The sequence below is a fragment of the Collinsella sp. AF25-2LB genome (genome assembly GCF_003458415.1).
Classification (GTDB): Bacteria; Actinomycetota; Coriobacteriia; order Coriobacteriales; family Coriobacteriaceae; genus Collinsella.
In genome coordinates, this window is record NZ_QRUF01000005.1 from 15,637 (window position 1) to 33,787 (window position 18,151).

Annotated in this window: 18 protein-coding genes; 7 read left to right on the plus strand and 11 right to left on the minus strand. The window is 58.3% G+C overall.

Annotation, left to right across the window (positions count from 1 at the left end):
- Positions 1-343 precede the first annotated feature (343 nt).
- From DWY51_RS03440 to DWY51_RS03470, 7 genes are all read right to left on the minus strand, one after another.
- Complete coding sequence (locus DWY51_RS03440; protein WP_117746107.1) at positions 344-1,279, minus strand: hexose kinase; 936 nt, start codon at positions 1,277-1,279, stop codon at positions 344-346.
- A 56-nt stretch (positions 1,280-1,335) separates the two neighbouring features.
- Positions 1,336-2,217: an aldose 1-epimerase family protein gene (locus DWY51_RS03445; RefSeq protein WP_117766479.1), complete on the minus strand. Its 882-nt coding sequence runs from the start codon at positions 2,215-2,217 to the stop codon at positions 1,336-1,338.
- Positions 2,218-2,420: 203 nt separating this feature from the next.
- Positions 2,421-2,945, minus strand: a complete 525-nt coding sequence (gene lacB, locus DWY51_RS03450) for a galactose-6-phosphate isomerase subunit LacB (RefSeq protein WP_006234831.1) — start codon at positions 2,943-2,945, stop codon at positions 2,421-2,423.
- Between the two features lie 63 nt (positions 2,946-3,008).
- Complete coding sequence (lacA, locus tag DWY51_RS03455; protein ID WP_006234830.1) at positions 3,009-3,437, minus strand: galactose-6-phosphate isomerase subunit LacA; 429 nt, start codon at positions 3,435-3,437, stop codon at positions 3,009-3,011.
- 307 nt (positions 3,438-3,744) lie between these two features.
- A complete protein-coding gene (locus tag DWY51_RS03460) occupies positions 3,745-4,758 on the minus strand; it encodes a hypothetical protein (RefSeq protein WP_117766477.1) in 1,014 nt (337 codons plus the stop codon).
- Between the two features lie 285 nt (positions 4,759-5,043).
- Positions 5,044-5,382 carry a PTS lactose/cellobiose transporter subunit IIA gene (locus DWY51_RS03465; protein WP_006234827.1) on the minus strand — a complete coding sequence of 113 codons (339 nt, stop codon included), beginning with the start codon at positions 5,380-5,382 and terminating at the stop codon, positions 5,044-5,046.
- Between the two features lie 214 nt (positions 5,383-5,596).
- Positions 5,597-6,601 (minus strand): LacI family DNA-binding transcriptional regulator, encoded by a 1,005-nt coding sequence (locus tag DWY51_RS03470; RefSeq protein WP_117766475.1) that lies wholly within the window; start codon positions 6,599-6,601, stop codon positions 5,597-5,599.
- A gap of 357 nt (positions 6,602-6,958) precedes the next feature.
- On the opposite strand from DWY51_RS03470, the gene DWY51_RS03475 reads away from it, so the two are divergent.
- Together DWY51_RS03475 and lacG (DWY51_RS03480) are read left to right on the plus strand one after the other, a co-directional pair.
- Positions 6,959-8,734 carry a lactose/cellobiose PTS transporter subunit IIB gene (locus DWY51_RS03475; RefSeq protein ID WP_117766473.1) on the plus strand — a complete coding sequence of 592 codons (1,776 nt, stop codon included), beginning with the start codon at positions 6,959-6,961 and terminating at the stop codon, positions 8,732-8,734.
- A 66-nt stretch (positions 8,735-8,800) separates the two neighbouring features.
- Positions 8,801-10,240, plus strand: coding sequence for a 6-phospho-beta-galactosidase (lacG, locus tag DWY51_RS03480; protein WP_117766471.1), 1,440 nt, complete (start codon positions 8,801-8,803; stop codon positions 10,238-10,240).
- 334 nt (positions 10,241-10,574) lie between these two features.
- On the opposite strand, the gene DWY51_RS03485 is transcribed toward lacG (DWY51_RS03480), so the two are convergent.
- Entirely contained in the window at positions 10,575-11,576 is a 1,002-nt protein-coding gene (locus tag DWY51_RS03485) for a LacI family DNA-binding transcriptional regulator (RefSeq protein ID WP_117766469.1), read from the minus strand.
- 284 nt (positions 11,577-11,860) lie between these two features.
- On the opposite strand from DWY51_RS03485, the gene DWY51_RS03490 reads away from it, so the two are divergent.
- From DWY51_RS03490 to DWY51_RS09555, 3 genes are all read left to right on the plus strand, one after another.
- A complete protein-coding gene (locus DWY51_RS03490) occupies positions 11,861-13,639 on the plus strand; it encodes a PTS lactose transporter subunit IIBC (protein WP_117769885.1) in 1,779 nt (592 codons plus the stop codon).
- 75 nt (positions 13,640-13,714) lie between these two features.
- Positions 13,715-15,136 (plus strand): 6-phospho-beta-galactosidase, encoded by a 1,422-nt coding sequence (lacG, locus tag DWY51_RS03495; protein ID WP_199411358.1) that lies wholly within the window; start codon positions 13,715-13,717, stop codon positions 15,134-15,136.
- 310 nt (positions 15,137-15,446) lie between these two features.
- Entirely contained in the window at positions 15,447-15,605 is a 159-nt protein-coding gene (locus tag DWY51_RS09555) for a hypothetical protein (protein WP_171021499.1), read from the plus strand.
- Between the two features lie 87 nt (positions 15,606-15,692).
- On the opposite strand, the gene DWY51_RS03500 is transcribed toward DWY51_RS09555, so the two are convergent.
- On the minus strand, positions 15,693-16,037 hold the full coding sequence (locus DWY51_RS03500; RefSeq protein ID WP_117769886.1) for a hypothetical protein: 345 nt from the start codon (positions 16,035-16,037) through the stop codon (positions 15,693-15,695).
- A gap of 130 nt (positions 16,038-16,167) precedes the next feature.
- Between DWY51_RS03500 and DWY51_RS03505 the strand changes: the two genes are divergently transcribed.
- On the plus strand, positions 16,168-17,079 hold the full coding sequence (locus DWY51_RS03505) for a hypothetical protein (RefSeq protein ID WP_147333353.1): 912 nt from the start codon (positions 16,168-16,170) through the stop codon (positions 17,077-17,079).
- On the opposite strand, the gene DWY51_RS03510 is transcribed toward DWY51_RS03505, so the two are convergent.
- On the minus strand, positions 17,048-17,344 hold the full coding sequence (locus DWY51_RS03510) for a hypothetical protein (protein ID WP_117769888.1): 297 nt from the start codon (positions 17,342-17,344) through the stop codon (positions 17,048-17,050). The genes DWY51_RS03505 and DWY51_RS03510 overlap by 32 nt on opposite strands.
- A 76-nt stretch (positions 17,345-17,420) precedes the next feature.
- Positions 17,421-17,714: a hypothetical protein gene (locus DWY51_RS03515; protein WP_147333354.1), complete on the minus strand. Its 294-nt coding sequence runs from the start codon at positions 17,712-17,714 to the stop codon at positions 17,421-17,423.
- A 199-nt stretch (positions 17,715-17,913) separates the two neighbouring features.
- On the opposite strand from DWY51_RS03515, the gene DWY51_RS03520 reads away from it, so the two are divergent.
- Positions 17,914-18,111 (plus strand): hypothetical protein, encoded by a 198-nt coding sequence (locus DWY51_RS03520; RefSeq protein WP_117769890.1) that lies wholly within the window; start codon positions 17,914-17,916, stop codon positions 18,109-18,111.
- The last annotated feature ends 40 nt before the right edge of the window (positions 18,112-18,151 follow it).

The following is an 18,151-nucleotide window of genomic DNA, read 5'->3' on the forward strand; positions in this document are numbered from 1 at the left end:
TGGTCCCTTGGGGACGGAGGAAAACAGATCATTTCGTCTTCAAGACAACGGCGCCCGCCGGCAACATCGCCGACGGGCGCCGTTTTTGAGTGTAGTCATTGGGGTCATTCTTAAGGGGCGTTCTTAAACGACTAGTCATTAAAGAGCGTCCCCAATGACTACTTGCGACCAAGGCAACGCCGGTGTCTTGGCAACGACAGCGAAAACGCCCCTAAGCGAGCAAGGTGACGTGAAAGAGGAGGGCATTGACCTTTTGGTCATGCCCGACGATTGAACGTCAGATTGCCGCTTAGGGGCGTTTGCAGCGTCGCGCCGTTACGCGGTTTGGTAAAACCGCGTAACCCTACAGTTCAGTCACGACAACGCTGTTGTAGACCTCGTCCCAGCGGTCCATGACCAGGTGGCCGGTCTTGGGATCCATGGCGTTGAGCTTGCCGCAGGTATTGGCGGTCTTGAGCACCGTGACGTCGTCGGCGCCGGCAGCAATGGCATGCGCAAAGCCGGCGATGGTCGAGTCGCCGGAACCCGTCGCGTTCACAGCCGCAATCGCGGGCGTCTTGGCGCGGAACGCGCGACCCTCATGGAAGCCAACCGAACCGGCAGCGCCCATCGAAACGACAACCCAGGGAATACCGGCAAAGCGGTCATCGGCGGCGAGCGCCTCGCGCAGGGCATCGACATCATCGGTCGTAAAGGACGTACCCAGCAGGCCGTTAATCTCGGTCAGATTGGGCTTTACGAGCTCGGGCTTAGCGTCGGACTCCAGCGCGGCCTCCAGCGATGCACCCGAGGTGTCGAGCAGCACCTTGGCGCCCGCCTCCTCGGCGATCTTGACGAGCTCGGCATAGTAGCCGGCATCGACGCCACGCGGCAGCGAGCCCGAAAGCGTCACAACGTCCGCCTTCGCTGCAAGCTCGGCGAACTTGGCCGTAAAGGCCTCGAGCTCGGCCGGGGCGATCTGCGGACCGCTCTCCAGCAGCTCGGTCTGATTGCCCTCGTGCAGAATATTCAGGCAAATGCGCGTCTCACCGGCGATGGGCACAAAGTCGTTCTTGACGCCGTCGGCATCCATAAGCTCGGCCATATAGGCACCCATGTGGCCGCCGAGCAGACCGGTCGCGAGCACATCGTCGCCCAACTGCAGCAGCACGCGGCTCACGTTGAGGCCCTTACCGCCAGCGGTCTTTTCGGGCGTCACACGGTTAACATCGTCGATGATCAGCTTGTCGAGCTGATAGCGCGTATCAATCGACGGATTCATGGTAACGGTCAGAATCATATTGAACTCCTGTTTCCGGGGCACGGCACGCGCGGCCCCAAACATACGATAACTCGTTAAAGGATCTCGATCTCAAAGCCGCAAGTGACGGTCTCTCCCGGCTTGGCCACCAGGCAGCCACGCTTGTGCTCCAGAATATCGTCCTCGTCGGAGCAGGTGGACAGACCACCCCACGGTTCAACAGCCACAAAGTCGCCCTCGGGCTTGCTCCACACAATCAGGTACGGCATATCGGGGAACGTCAGGCGCACGCCCTTGTCCTCGGTTTTCTTGGTCAACGTAACCACGCGGCTCTCGAGCACGTCAAAGATGGTCTCCGCGAAGTCGAAGAGTTCGTGGGTAAGCGGCAGGTTCTGGCCGATCATGGGGTTCTTGCTGCGATGCTCAACATCAATCAGGCCCGTCGAGGGAACGGCAGTACAGAGCTCGGCAGCCTCGCGCTGCTCAAAACGGAGCTCGTAGTCGTCATAGGACTCGCCCTCATCAAGCGGGCACTTAAAGCCAGGGTGACCGCCCACAAAGAACGGCATGTCCTCGGTGCCCTCATTGGTCACCTCGTACGACACGGCCACCTTTTCCGCATCGATCGTGTAACGAGCAACGATCTTAAACGGATACGGGTACTGCTCGAGCAACTCGGCATGGTCGGCAGAGCTTAGGCTCAGCGCAACCATGTTGTCGCCCTGCTCATCGAGCTTCCACTCCTGTTTGCGCGCAAAGCCGTGACGGGCAAGCTTGACCTCGCGGCCGCCCATGGTCATTGCGCGACCGTCACGAAGGCCGCCGCAGATCGGGAAACAAATGGGTGCCTGGCCCGACCAGACCGCCGGGTCACCCTGCCACAGGTACTCACGGCCGTTGGCCGTAATAGAAGTGAACGATCCGCCAGCCGTGCTCAACGCAATGCGGACAGAGCCGTTATCAAGAACAAACTCCATGGGAATCTTCTCCTTCACATATCATCTCGCACGATCCATTGTGAACGTCGTGCCTTTAGCAGAAAGGTAATGAGGCAGCGCCGCAAACAAAAGAACAATGCACGTCCAGCCCGCTGGGCCAATTGGGCTGATAGAAAACCGGCTCGCGCCCCCTCACAGAAACGCGAGCCGTCAACGGACTAGTTAATTACGCCGGATACCCGCTAATCGTGGTATTCGCCGCGGTCCCACTTCTCGAGGAACTCGTCAAAGAAGTGCGGGTCAGCCTGAGCCTCGGCATCGGCCTTATTGCAGGCATCGATCTTGGCGATCAGGGCATCGTGCTCGGGGGTCTTCTCGTAGGGCTCCTCCAGGAAGGCAAGCATGATATCGGCCATCAGGAACTCGCCGGTGATCTTGCCGCCAAAGCCCACGATGTTGGCGTTGAGCTCGCGACGGGCATACAGGGCAGAGGTCATGTCGCGAACCAGGGCGCAGCGGGCGCCGGGAACCTTGTTGACGGCGTTGGTGATGCCAATGCCGGTGCCGCACAGGGCCACGCCAAAGTCGGCCTTGCCGCTGGCAACAGCCTCGCCCACGGCCTTACCGTAGATGGGATAGTGCGTACGGGTGTGGCTGTAGGTGCCGCAGTCGAGCACCTTGTAGCCAGCCTGCTCCAGGCGGTCGGCCAGATAGATCTTCTCGTCCGTAACGATATGGTCGCAACCGATTGCGATGGTCTTCTTCATCAGAACGTCCTTTCGTCTGAATTCACAAGTTGAGGTAGAAGTTCGAGTTCTCGGTGGCTCTCGTTAGGCCATCTTGTTGAGCATGTCGACACGGATCTGGTGACGGCCGCCGGCGTACTGGGCGCGCAGGAACTCGCGGGCGATCTTCTTGGCAACCTCGGTGCCCACAACGCCCGGGCCCATGGTGACCATGCGCGAGCCGTTGTGCTCGCGGGTCATGTAGGCGGAACGCTCGTCGGAAATGTTGGCGACGACCATGCCCTTGATCTTGACGGCGGCCATATAGGAGCCGACGCCGTACTTATCGAATGCGAAGCCCTGGGAATCCTTGTGCTCCAGCAGGTCCTTGGCAACGGCGGTCGCGGAATCGACAAAGTCCGCGGCAGGGGTCTCGGAATAGTCGACGACCTCGTGACCGTCGGCGATGAGCATCTCCTTGATGGACTCCTTCATCGACATACCGTCGGCATCGGAAGCGATTACAACCCTCATGACATCCTCCTTGAGAGATACGCAGGTGCGTAGTTTCTGTTTGGAAGTGTTGAATCGCGTTCAGGTCCGGGCATCTGAATGTGCGGTTCTTCACTGTTCGTGTTTATTTGAACACATTCGAACATCAACTGCAAGAATTATTTGTTTATCTTTGTTCTTTTTTGAACAAATACCGTTCACGGATGATTGCCGACCGTCTGGACCCGGCGCGGACGTAGCGACCGCGTATTCAACAAACAAAAGGGCGGCCGAGAACGTGTCTCGGCCGCCCTTCTTACAGTTGATCTTCCAAAGAACGCTTTGCCGCCTACTCAGACTGCCTGCCCTTCTTGGCGTGCTTGGACGGAGCACTCAGAAAGCGGCCCGTCAAATAGTTCGCCGGGCCGGAAATATCAATCCCCAGCAGGGTGTGGCCCAGCCACAGAAACGCCGCGAGCACCAGCAGCGGGATAACGCACGAGGTCACGATCATCACAATGACGCCTTCGATGAGATCGGTCACCTGCTGCACGATCTCGTCGGTCATCTGCTTGGCGCCGCTGGTCACCGACGTGACGAGACCCGAGGCGCCGTCGGCAAGCTGCTCAAGCACATTCTTGGACTCTGTGGACTCGGTCTTTTTCTTGCTTACTTTGGAGCTGTCGCTATCTGCCGCACCCGCAGCGTCGGCCGCCTTTTGCTCGGCCGTCTCGATGCTCACTCGATACGTTTCATCGACCTTCTGCGACACCCATACGCTCGCGGGCACGAGCGCCATGCCGATCACGGCAACCACCAGCACGCGCGTCGCCACACGGCGCAGGACGGCGCTCGTGCTCCAGCGCCCGTGAATGCCGAGCGACACCGCAAAGAGCACCAACGCAAACGGGATTAAGATGCCCAGGCCAACCGACCACAAAATGGTTAGCAGGTATTTCTCGAGGTAGAGCACAGCAAGCACGATACCAAGGTTGCCTGAAAGCTGCGCGAGCTGCTCGGCAACTGGCGTTCCCGTATCGCCCGGCAGCGCAGTGATACCCGCAGATAGGGCGACGCACGAGGTCGTGAGCGCCAAAACATTGCCCTTCTTTTGATCGATGACCTCGATGGTAGAGTCCCAAGTTTTGGTATCGGCAAAATGCGGACGAGCTACAAAGCCCGACAGCAGCGCCAGTACCACGAGCGCAACGATAAAGCCAATCTGCAGCTTTTTGTTTGCGCACACGACATCGGACAGGCTGGGCTGCAGCTCGGTTACCGTCGTATGCTCGGTTATCTGGACAGGACGCCCATGAGCCATCTCGTGCGCATCTGTCTTTTGAATCAATCCGTTGTCCGGCATTTGGACACCTCCTCATTCCGGCCTGCATTGCGGATGGAAGTATACCCACCCATCGAAAAACCGAACGGGAGGGCGTGCAGAAGCTCCAAGACTGTCCCCAACGACTAGTCGTTTAAGAACGTCCCCAATGACTGTCTCGGGATGAGTTGCGGTGGAATAGGGTTTGTTTTGTGCCCGCCGGCCCCTATTCAGTCCCTATTTCACCGCAACTTGGAGGAGGACAGAAAAAGCCCTGCCGCGGGTAGCGGCAGAGCTTTTGGAAGGGGACTTGGTTGTGCGGGCTCGTTAGGCGAGCTTGGCCTCGAGCTCGGCGATGCGCTTGTAGGCATCGATGGTAAAGCGGGTCTGCTTCTCCAGGATCATAGTGGTCATGAGGGTGTCCTGAGCGTGAGCCATGATGAAGGTCATCTCCATCTCGCCACCGCCGGCCTCCTGCGAAAGCAGCTTGGTCTGCGTGTCGTGGGCACCGATGAGCGCATCGCTGGCATCCTTGTGCAGCTGCTCGGCCTTCTCAAAGTCACCCTCGCGAGCAGCATCGAGCGCTGCAAGCAGATCGGTCTGGGCGTCACCTGCGTATGCGACAATCTCGAATCCAACCATCGAGATTTCTTCTTTGGTTGCCATGTTGCGTTCCTTTCACATATGAACCAATGGAGAGCATCGCGTCCGGGCATACGCGCTGCGTTGTGTATGACAGAAACAATAACATTCAAACAAAAAAGAACAGCACAAAACGTAATTTCGAGCTATGAACGGTTACTTTTCGTCCGTGAACGGTTTTTAAACCAATCTGAACAATATCGAACACAATTAGCGGCAACCCAAACAGATCCGCGCCCTAGCGTACATCGCGCACCGTATCGCCCTCGACGAGCACGCCCGGAAACAGCATGTGCTCCACACCGGGTTCAACGCCCTCGGCGCCGGCAATCTTGTCGACCGCCCACATGCCGACGCGCTTGTTGTCAAAGCGCACCGTGGTCAGGCGACGATCGGGCACGATATCGCCCAGACTATCGTCAACACCCACCACGCTCACGTCCTGGGGCACGCACTTCCCGCGCGACTCCAGCCCGCGGATGCAGCCGTAGGCCATGGCGTCGTTGGAGGCATAAATGGCCGTGCAGGTCGGATCATCCGCAAGCACCTGGCCGGCAGCATATCCACTCTGCGCCGTCCAGTCACCGCGCACGAGCTGCGGTGGCTCAATGCCATGCGCGCGCAATGTCTCGCGCCAGCCTTCCTCACGCCGCATGCCCGAAAGCGAGCGCTCGGGACACGAGATAAAGTGCACGGTTTTGTGCCCCCGCCCCAGCAAGTACTCGACCACCTGGCGCGAACAATCGAACTGGTCGTTATCGACCGTAGAACAGAGCGGGTGCTCCAACATCGTAACGAGCACCGTCTGCATGCCGGGCAGCGGCTCGAAGGTGCCAAAGTCCGCCGGCATGCGGTTCATGATCACAACCATACCGTCCACCGGCAGTGCGCTCATACGCGACGATGCGCTCTCGAGGGTATACGGATGCCCGTCTACTTTAGTAAGGGTGATGGCATAGCCATGTTTGTCAGCCGCGGCGGCAAAGCCCTCCATACGATCGAGGTTACCGGTACCGGTAATGTTGAACATGGCGACACCAACGGTCTTAAACTTGCCGCGGCGCAGCGATCGACCGGCAAAATTGGGGCGATACCCCAGCTCGCGCATGGCGGCACGCACGCGCTCCTTGGTCTCGGGGCGCACGCTGGGCGAATCGTGCACCGTACGCGAAACTGTCTGCTCCGAGACGCCCGCGAGACGCGCCACATCCTTAACGGAAACCGATTTTTTAACAGCGGCCATAGGTCGATCTTTCTATGTCGACGATGCCATTGGCGGCACCCTACGCAGTCATTTTTAACGCCTCCAAGTATATCCAACGCCTCCCCCGCAATACGCTCACCACCCAAAACCTACCGTTCACCGACAATCCTGCTTCCCCGAACGGCTTTTGTCGCACAAATGTTAACGTTGCCATTGTGCAAACACAGAGCCACCGGGCGGCTCAAACGTTTACGCGTAAGGAATCGACGGTTCGCAGGCACAGGAACCACCGGTTCGCGTCTTTTTTTGTGTCGCAAAATGGCAACGTCAACATTTTGGCAACCGAACGCCAAAAGCTACCATCGTTGCTAACCCACCGACTCTTAGGAGCATTGCATGGAGCAACTCATCGCCATCATCGAAAAGGGCCAGCCCTTTTTCAACGCGATCGCCCGCAACAAGTACCTCAAGGCAATCCGCGACGGCTTTATCTCCGTCATCCCCATCATCATCTTCTCGTCCATCTTCTGCCTGGTAGCCTCGGTCCCCAACATCTGGGGTTTCTACTGGCCCGATGACATCAACAACGCCCTGTGGAAGTGTTACAACTACTCCATGGGCATCCTGGCCATCGCCTGCGCCGCCACCACAGCCAAGCACTTCGCCGACGCTCAGAACCGCGACCTGCCCAAGAACAACCAGATCAACTTCATCTCGTGCATGTGCGCGGCCATCATCGGCTTTCTGCTCCTTTCGAGCGACACGATCGCCACGGACGCCGCCAGCGGCTTCAACACCACCTACCTTGGTTCCAAGGGCCTGCTGACCGCCTTTATCGCTGCGTTTGTGACCGGCATCATCTACAAGTTCTTCATTAAGCGCAACATCACCGTTAAGATGCCCGAGCAGGTTCCGCCCAACATCTCGCAGACCTTTAAGGACATCATCCCCTTCTCCGTCTGCATCACCGTCTTTTGGGTCTTTGACATTGTCTTCCGCGCCGCCTTTGGCTTCTGCTTTGCCCAGGGCGTCATCCAGGTGTTCCAGCCCCTGTTCACCGCCGCCGACGGCTACATCGGCCTCGCTGTGATCTACGGCGCCATGAGCCTCTTCTGGTTCGTGGGCGTCCACGGCCCCTCGATCGTCGAGCCCGCCATCGCCGCCGCTCTCGTTGCCAATATGACCGACAACCTGGCTGCGTTCCAGGCCGGTCAGCACGCTTCCGCTGTCCTGACCCAGGGTGCCCAGTACTTCGTCGTCTGCATGGGCGGCACCGGCGCCACGCTTGTCCTGGTCTTTATGTTCTGCTTCCTGGCCAAGTCTCAGGAGATGCGCGCCGTCGGTAAGGCCGCCATCGTCCCCGTGTGCTTTGCCGTCAACGAGCCGCTGCTGTTCGCCGCACCCATCGTGCTCAACCCCGTCTTCTTTGTCCCGTTTGTCTTTGCCCCGATCGCCAACATCTGGATCCTCAAGATCTTTATCGACTTCTTGGGCATGAACGGCTTTATGTACACCCTGCCTTGGACCGTCCCCGGGCCCATCGGCACCATCATGGGCCTGGGCTTCCAGCCGCTCGCCTTTGTGATGCTCGCCCTTATCCTGGTCGTCGACTTCGTTCTGTACTACCCGTTCTTCCGTGCCTATGACGCCCAGAAGTGCGCCGAGGAGGCCGAAATTTCCAAGGAGGAGCTCGCCGCCAAGAACGCCGAGAAGGCCGCCAAGCTCAACGATGCCTTCCAGGGCAAGGCTGACGCCAAGAGCGTTGCCGCCGGCGCTGCTGCCGAGGCCGTGAAGGCCGACTCCCCCGCCGCTTCTGCAGCACCCGCTGCCGAGGCAACGACCGCCAGCGACCTCAACGGCAAGCGCGTGCTCGTGCTCTGCCAGGGCGGCGGTACCTCGGGCCTGCTCGCCAACGCGCTGGCCAAGGCTGCCAAGGAGCGCGGCATCAATCTTGAAACCGCTGCCGAGGCATATGGCAACCACGTGGACATGCTCCCCGACTTTGACCTGGTCGTCCTGGCCCCGCAGGCTGCCAGCTACCTGGCCGACCTGCAGAAGGACTGCGAGCGCGTGGGCAACAAGTGCGTCGCCTGCCGTGGCAAGCAATACATCGAGCTCTCCCAGAACGGCGATAAGTCTCTCGCCTTCGTCTCCGAGCAGCTCTCGAAGTAAGTAACGCTCAGGGCCAGCCGACCATCCAAGACCGGCTGGCCCTTCGATTTAGACGATTGGATCATCATGTCCGTTAACCCTGCTAGCGTCACCAACCCGCCCGCGCAGTTTCCCGAGGACTTTGTCTTTGGCGGCGCCACTGCTGCCTACCAGGTAGAGGGCGAGACTCGCACTCACGGTAAGGGCAAAGTCGCCTGGGACGACTTCCTGGAGGCCCAGGGGCGCTTCTCCCCCGATCCCGCTTCGGACTTCTACAACCAGTACCCCGTCGATCTGGAGCTGTGCGAGGAGTTTGGCATCAACGGCGTTCGCCTCTCCATTGCCTGGAGCCGCATCTTCCCCAACGGCACCGGCGAGATCAACCCCGAGGGTGTCCAGTTCTACCACGACCTCTTCGCCGAGTGCCATAAGCACCATGTTGAGCCGTTCGTCACGCTGCATCACTTTGACACGCCGCTTCCCCTCTTTGAGAAGGGCGACTTCCTCAACCGCGAGACCATCGACGCCTTTGTGGACTTTGCCACCTTCTGCTTTAAGGAGTACGCCGACCAGGTGACCTACTGGTTCACCTTTAACGAGATCTGGGCCGACGCCTCCAACACCTACATCGAGGGCACCTTCCCCGGTGGCGTCAAGGCGCATCTTGCCGAGGCCTTCCAGTGCGAGCACAACATGATGCTCGCCCACGCCAAGGCCGTGCTGGCCTTCCACAACGGCGGTTTTAAGGGCAAGATCGGCGTCATTCAGTCGCTGGAGTTCAAGTACCCGCTCAACGAGAACGACCCCGCCGATATCAAGGCCGCCAACAACGAGCACGTGCTGCAAAACCAGTTCTTGCTCGACGCCACCTTCCGCGGCGACTACGCGCCCGACACCCTCGAGTGCGCCAACCGCCTGGCCGCCGTCTCGGGTGGCACCATCGAGATCCTAGACGAGGATCTGGAAATCATGCGCGAGGCCGCGCTCTACAACGACTACCTGGGCGTTAACAACTACCAGTGCCGTTTTTTGAAGGCTTACGATGGCAAGAACGACCTGCACCACAACGGTACGGGCGAGAAGGGCACCGGCCGCTGGCGCGTCAAGGGCATTGGCGAGCACGTGAACAAGCCCGGCATCCCCACCACCGACTGGGACTGGATCATCTATCCCGAGGGTCTGTTCGATCTGCTCGTCTACATTAAGCAGCGCTACCCCAACTACAAGCAGATCTTCATCACCGAAAATGGCATGGGCTACAAGGACCCCTACAAGGACGGTTTTGTGGACGACCAGCCGCGCATCGACTACATCGAGCAGCACCTGCGCTGGCTGCTCAAGGCCATGGAGGTGGGTGTCAACGTGGGCGGCTACTTCCTATGGAGCCTGCAGGATCAGTTCTCCTGGACCAATGGCTACAACAAGCGTTACGGCTTCTTCTACGTTGACTTTGAAACCCAGAAGCGCACGCCCAAGGCAAGCGCATACTGGTATAAGCACGTGGCGCAGACCCGTCGTCTGGACTAGCTAACGCCATCGGCCGCCGTGACCATCACGCTGCCGTGCACCTTACCATTCCCGATCGCATGAGCGCTGCGTCCATGCACCTCTTTCCATGTGGCGGATACGACCTTCCCGGTGGATGCTTCAGCATCCTTGGTCGTATCCGCCGTTTTGTTTTTGAGCGAGCTGGGCCGCGTTCGTTTGTCTCGATCTGTAACATCTAGACCACTTTTGACCGTCTAGTTGTTACAAATCGAGACAAACGGAATAAGCCGGACCGAATTGTCTAAATCTGTAACACCTAGTCGAGTTTTTTGGTCCCACCTGTTACAGATTTAGACGAACAGGCCGAGCACGTCTACGCCCGCAGATCCCGCACGCTCGCGCGCTCGACCAACACGCCCGAGACGAGCGTACGGCTTCTGGAGCTCGGGGCTTCCAGACCTGCGACGACCTCGTTAAGCGCACGGATGCCCAGCTCGCGATGGCGAAACTTCACCGACGTCAGAATCGAGTTGGGAATCGTCTTGTAGAGCTCATCGTCGAAGCCGATCACGGACACGTCGTCGGGCACACTGAGCCCTTTGTCACGTAGAGCCATCATCACGCCGTTTGCCATGCAGTCGTTAGCGGCGAGGACCGCCGTGCAATCGGGCTTATCGGCAAGCACAAGGCCCGCGGCATAGCCACTATCCGCATTCCAATCGCCTTGCAGAGGCTCGGGCGGCTCAATGCCACGCGCCTCGAGTGCCGCACGCCAACCTTTCATACGGCACTGGCTCGACAGCGACTCTTTCTTACCCGAAACGAAATACACGTTCTTGTGACCATGATCCAAGAAGTACTCGCACGCCATGCGCGCGCCGCCCTCTTGGTCGTCACTGACGGTGGAGCAGGTAGGATGTTCCATCGGTGTGATAATCACCGTCTTGAGGTCCTTCGGTGCCTCAAAGGTATCAAAGTCATCGACCATCTGACGCAGGTTGAAGATCATGCCATCAACAGGCAGCTGCGACATCCTGCGCGCCGCATCGGCAAGGGTCATCTTCTCCCCTGCGCGCTTCTTAATCATCGTGAGCGCAAAGCCGCGTTCCTCGGCGGCATCGGCGATACCGTCAATCATGTCCACGGCACCACCCGACAAGTGAAACAGCACGACGCCGATGCACCCGTAACGGCCCAACTTGAGCGAACGCGCGGCAAAGTTAGTTCGAAACCCGAGTGCCTCCATTGCGGAATGGACCTTATCGCGTGTCGACTCTCGCACGCTATCGGGCTCGTTGATCACACGCGAAACCGTCTTGAGAGAAACACCCGCGGCAATCGCCACATCGTTCATCGAGACGTTTTTCTTGTCCATCGTTGCCACTGCTTCTCCAGTCGGTTTTGCATCGCTTGCTTTTTGCGTTCTAGCATACACTACCTGCCTGACTGATAAATCAACCGTTTACCGGACAATATCGACCACTCACCCGTATATCCTTGTTGCTCTTCCAATAATGTCTTACGTTGTCATTAACGAAATGACAACGTTGTCATTTCGCAATGCCTTCCTTAAGTAGGAAGGCTTCCGGGCAGTCCTGACCATCCATCGACGACCAGTTCCATCCACATGCATCGCGCATCAAGTAGTAAAGGAGCTCTATGGACGCCATCGTAAAAATGCTCGAAAAGCATCAGCCGTTCTTTGAGAAGATCTCGAGGAACATATACCTCCAGGCCATCAAGGACGGATTCCTTGGGTGCATGCCCATTGTCCTCACCTCTTCGATCTTTCTGCTCATTGCCACCCTTCCCGGCGTAGTCGGCATCACGCTGCCCCAGCCGCTCATCGACTGGTGCAACAAGCTCTACAACTTCACCATGGGCGTCATGGGCATCATGGTTGCCGGCACCACTGCCAAGAACTTCACGGCATCCATGAACCGTCGTATGCCCGCCGGCAAAGTGCTCAACGACGGTTCCACCATGGTGGCCGCCCAGTGCAGCATGCTGCTGCTCGCAGTCACGCAGTTCACCACCAAGTTCAACGGCTCCGAACTTTCGGTCTTCGATTGCACCAGCATGGGCACGCGCGGCCTGTTCTCGGCCTATATCGCCGCGTTCATTACCGTGTGGGTCTACAAATTCTGCGTCTCGCGCGATCTGACCATTAAGCTGCCCAAGGAGGTCCCGGGCGCCATCGCTCAGAACTTCCGCGACATCATCCCCTTCGGCGGCGCCGTCATCATCTGCGGCATCATCGATGTCGTCGTGCGCAACCTCATGGGCGTTCCGTTCTCCGAGCTGCTTATCAAACTGCTCTCCCCGCTCTTCACCGCTGCAGAAACCTATCCTGGCCTTATCCTTATCCAGGCAGCCACCGCGTTCTTCTGGTTCATCGGCGTCCACGGCCCCTCGATCGTCCAGCCGGGCATCGACCCCATCCGTCTTGCCAACCAGGCCGAGAACCTGCAGGTTCTGCTGGCAGGCGGCCACCCCGCCCATTCCCTCACCTTTAACATGTCGCTCGTGGGTGAGTTCGGCGGCACCGGCGCCACGTTCATCGTGCCGCTTCTGCTGATTCTCTTTATGAAGTCCAAGCAGCTCAAAGCCGTCGGCAAGGCCTCGATTGTTCCTGTGGCCTTCGCTGTCAACGAACCGCTGCTCTTTGGCGCGCCGATGATCCTTAACCCCTACATGCTCATCCCCTTTGTTGCCGCCGGCTGCGTCAACGTAAGTGTTGCCAAGTTCTTTATCGATAACGTGGGCATGAACGGCTTCTCCTTCGTGGTGCCTTGGGCCACCCCCGCCCCCATCGGCATTTTCATCACCACGAACTTCCAGCTTATCGCCCTGGTGTTTGTCGCGATCATCATCTTGCTGGACGCCATCATCTACCTGCCGTTCTTGAAGGCATACGATAAGCTGCTCTGCGACCAGGAAGCCGAGCGCGCCGCCGAGCTGGGTCTCGAGTCCGATGGCGCTGTCACCATCGCCGCCAACGCCTCTGCGCCCGCTGTCGAGCAGACTACCGCTTCCGTCGAGCCGACCGCCGCTGCCGTCAACAGCGAGCCTGTCGCCGATCAGCCCGAGCCCGCCGCCGGCGCATCCGCCAAGAAGGATGTCGACGGTCTGAAGGTCCTCGTCCTGTGCGCTGGCGCCGGCACCTCCGCCATGCTTGCCAACGCCATCAAGGAAGGTGCCGCGCAGACCGGAGAGAACATCGCTTCCTCCGCAGGTGCCTATGGCCAGCACACTGCCATCATGGATCAGTACGACGTTATCGTGCTTGCCCCGCAGGTCCGTAGCTACTACAACGACATGAAGGCCGACACCGATCGCCTGGGCATTAAGCTGCTCGCCCCGCGCGGCAAGGAATATATCGACCTTACCCGCGACCCCGCTGGCGCCATCAAGTGGCTCCGCGAGAACCTCGACTAGCTCCTCCCTCTGTTGGTGCCCGGATCCCCAGTTCGGGCACCTCTCCCTATTCGTATCCCACAGAAAGGATGACTCATGACCAATCCCATGAAGTTCCCCGACGGCTTTGTGTTTGGCGGCGCCACCGCCGCTTACCAGGTTGAGGGCGAGACCCGCACGCACGGCAAGGGCAAAGTGCCCTGGGACGATTTCCTGGCAGCCCAAGGTCGTTTCTCCCCCGACCCCGCAAGCGATTTCTACAACAAGTATCCGGTCGATATCGACCTGTGCCAGCGTTTTGGCATTAACGGCATTCGTGTCTCCATCGCTTGGAGCCGTATCTTCCCCAGTGGCACTGGCGAGATTAACCCCGAGGGCGTCGCTTTCTATCACGAGCTTTTTGCCACCTGCAACAAAGCTGGCGTTATCCCCTATGTCACGCTCGATCACTTCGATACGCCCGAGGCCTTCTACCAGGACGGCGGCGAGGGCTTCCTGACGCGCACGACCATCGATGCCTTTGTCGAGTACGCCAAGTTCTGCTTTGCCGAGTTCGCCGAGGTCAAGCACTGGTTCACGTTTAACGAGATTCCCGCAACCGCCGAGGGCAGCTTTATCGTCGGCAACTGGCCGCACGGCGAGAAGTACCGCCTGGACAAGGCCTTCCAGCTCATGCACAACATGATGGTGGCCCACGCCAAGGCCGTCGTCGCCTTCCATGAGGGCGGCTTTGAGGGCGAGATCGGCATTGTCCAGAACCTGGAGCCCAAGTATCCCCTCGATCCCAACAGCGCTGCCGACTGCGAGGCCGCCCGCATGGCCGACGTCATCAACAACCGCTGGGTGCTCGACGCCACTTTCCGCGGCCACTATGCAGCCGACACCATGGAGGCTGCGACCAAGCTGGCCCATATCGCCGGCGGCGAGCTCGACGTCCGCGACGAGGACATCGCCGCGCTGACCGCCGCGCTCCCCTACAACGATTGCCTGGGCGTCAACACCTACAAGTGCCAGTTCCTGCGTGCCGCCGAAGGCGAAAACGACATCAACCACAATGGCACCGGCGACAAGGGCTCCTCGCGCTGGTTCCTCAAGGGCGTGGGCGAGTCATGCGTGCGCGAAGGCGTACCCACCACCGATTGGGACTGGATCATCTATCCCGAGGGCCTGTACGACCTGCTGCTCCGCATTAAGAACGATTACCCCAACTACAAGAAAATCTACATTACCGAGAACGGCATGGGCTATAAGGACGACTTCGAGGACGGCTTTATCGATGACGCCCCTCGTATCGACTACATGCGCCAGCATCTCGCGTGGATCCTCAAGGCAATCGACGGCGGCGTAAACGTCGACGGTTACTTTGTGTGGTCGCTGCAGGACCAGTTCTCCTGGACCAACGGCTATAACAAACGTTACGGCCTGTTCTACATCGACTTTGAGACCCAGAAGCGCTATCCCAAGGCGAGCGCGTACTGGTACAAGAACGTCGCGGAGACCGGCCTGCTCATGGCCTAGTTTCAGTCACATACCCTGTCGGCCGCATGTGAATCCCCCACGGGCTCGCATGCGGCCTTTTTGTTTTCGCGCGGGTCGGCAGCCGTTTGTCTAAATCTGCAACATCAAGTCGAGTTTTTTGCCTCTACCTGTTACAAATCAAGACAAACGGGAATCACTCTGCCGAAACGTCTCAATCTGTAACAGATATCTGCTCAAATCGAGTCTAGGTGTTACAGATTGAGTTTTTGATTTGGGAGGTTGAGGATGGGGGATCGCGTGCCGAAAGCATGGTCCCCGGATAAAAAAGCTCGCCGGCCAGGCCGAAGACATGGCCCACATCAAGGCAGACCTTTGCCCCTGCTCGCCCGAGCAAAAAGTCATGCCCCTCGATGCGCTCTGCCAGTCCGGCACCGAGACCCCGCAATGGCGGTGGGATGTGCTGGTCGGAGAGGGCGACCCGCTCTACTGCAAGTCCCGAGAGATCTAAGTATCCGCTGCAAGGTATAAGAACGAATTGGAGCCCTGGTACATACCGGGGCTCCTCGTGGTAGTGGCTGTCTAATGAATCTGGTGGCTAGGCCTCTTCGCCGCCACTGGATTCAGTTACCGTTTCCTCCTCACTATGTTGCGTCTCTCTCGTAGCCTCATCAACTTCTGTTGACGAATGTGCCTCTTCGTATACTTCGATGTTCGCCTTGAGAATGGTTGCACTCTGTTCAGCAAGAGCGATCTTCCTCTGGTGCTTGTCGTAGGCATACAGTCCGATTCCACCTGCGACTAGCGTGGCTACAGAACCGATTACTCCACCCTGGATTCTTCCAACGGAAATCCCGCCCGCTCTGATATTGCTGATCAGCGCCTGAGGCCCACCGAGCTCTTTCGCCAGATGCGACAATTGCGCATAGTCCCAAGTCGTCATTGCCTTTTCCTCACTTTCTTTCACTTCAGCACCGCTTCCACTGGGGTGCTCACTTTCGACAGTGCTATCATGCCATCGGTAAATAAGACGGTATATGTCCTATAATTGTCTTATCTGTTGTTAATGAGGAATGATTAAGACAATGTACGTCCGCAAAGATCGCCCTAAGGACATTTTTCCAAAGAGACTCAGCGGTTTGATGGAAAGCTATGAAATAGAAAAGGGGCGCAGAGGCATTAGCAATATCGGCCTTGCGCGTCTGCTCTATCAAAAGCGTAACGGTACCGATGATGCCTCGCTAGCCGATGACCGCTATGCAGTGGAAAGGGAGAACGGCCGCAAGGCGATTGCGAGAAAGATCAGCCGATTTCGAAAAGGAGATCAGTTTCCTCAATGGGATGACCTCGTAGATCTGGCTGACATATTCGGAAAGCCAGTAGGTTTTCTCATCGGGGAGACCGATTGTGATACGTACGAGCTCCAAGATATTGCTGACTTCCTTGGTCTCAGCGGCGAGGCTGTTCTGTCCATCGAGCGTATGACGAGAAAAGTTAGTGCGGAGTGGCTTCCGGAACAGTCTGGCGGCAACGGCGGAGACCATGAGGAATGGGAAAAATACCTCGTGAATGATATGGTCGCGAAGGCGAATGCCGAGCCAGAAGCTTGCAGGGCAGTGCTCAATCGAATGCTGACCGCAGCAGCGTTTAAAGACCTTGTGCTCTGCCTGTCTGAGGTCGGCGATGCCCAATACAATCTGCTTATGGAACGCATTGCAAGTGCGGAAATAGAACTGAGAGACGCAGACGTACTCAGTGACAACCACCCAGACTCCATCATGGGGCAAATGGCGGCAAAATCCCGATTCAGGGATGCTGCAACACGCCTGCAGGAAGCGGAAAATGCGGTGAGGTCCAGCAGGTATGCAGCTTATGAATGCCATGTCCGCATCGTTGATGAAATGTTCTCGGATATTACCCAGACTGACGCAAATACCGTAGCCAAAGAGCATGTCAAGCAGAGACAGTCAGGTAACCAGGCGTAGCCGTCGTATCGATACGGAAGTGGGTATAAACCGTCCTGCTGCTTGCATACGTGGTTCCGTTGCCGCCCGTCAGCTTGTAGCAGTTATAGAAGCACTGCGAGTCCGAAACCCCGCTCGAAGGCAGCGCCCAGGTGGCGTCGGCGTAGATCGTCACCAGCGACGAGCACCCCGAGAAGCAGTAGGTCAGGTCGGTGAGCGCAGACGGGTCGAAGCCTCGGAAGTCCAGCTCGGCGGGCGACGAGCGCGAAGCGAACGCGAACCGCACGACTTGACACCTGCGAGGTTGCCCAAACCGGAGACCACCTCCAGCGCCGTGCATGAGTAGAAGAGGTGGGTCAGGTTCATGGTTGCGAACGTCGCCATGTCTGCCGCGAAGGCGATGCGCTCATCGGCCGCCTGGCCTTCACCTGCTGGATTTCGCCGCGCAGGGCGTCCGCCACCTCGGCGCTCTTGGCAGCCTCGGCCACTTGCCCCTCAAGCTCCTTGATGCGAGCCTCCTGCTTGGCGAGAAGCGCCTGGTAGCCCCTCTCCGAGTCCACTGCCTGCGGCTCTTCCGCCTGCGCGACCCCTTCTTGGCCGCCCGCCTGCGCTGCGACCTCTTCCTCGTCGTCGATGCTATGGTCGTCTCCGTCCATGTCGGCCTGCCTTTCGATTGACATAGGCCAGCACAAACGAACCGTCCCTTAACCATGCAAATAGGCTAAAGGTCGGTCACAAAGTGAGGTCATCCAGTCCGTTCGGCAGTTTGTGACCATTAGCAAGAATTAGAGGCAACGCAACGAGCGAACGCTCGATAATGGTCTAGAATATTGGACTTGACATTTGGGAGGCAAGATGGAGACTGTGAACCTTATCCTTGGAATTATCGCGTCTATCGCATCCATCGCCGCCGCCGTCATCTCGCTCCAAAACAAGCAAGAGATCAAGTCAATCAAAAAGAGTCTAAGCGACAACTCGCAGACCGCTACAGGTAAAGTTGCCACAAACGTCGTAGGCAGCAACAACTCGGCGAACATCCATGCTTCGCGATAAGCCAACGCAGACAAGCCAGAGCGCAATTGGAAAGGTCGCC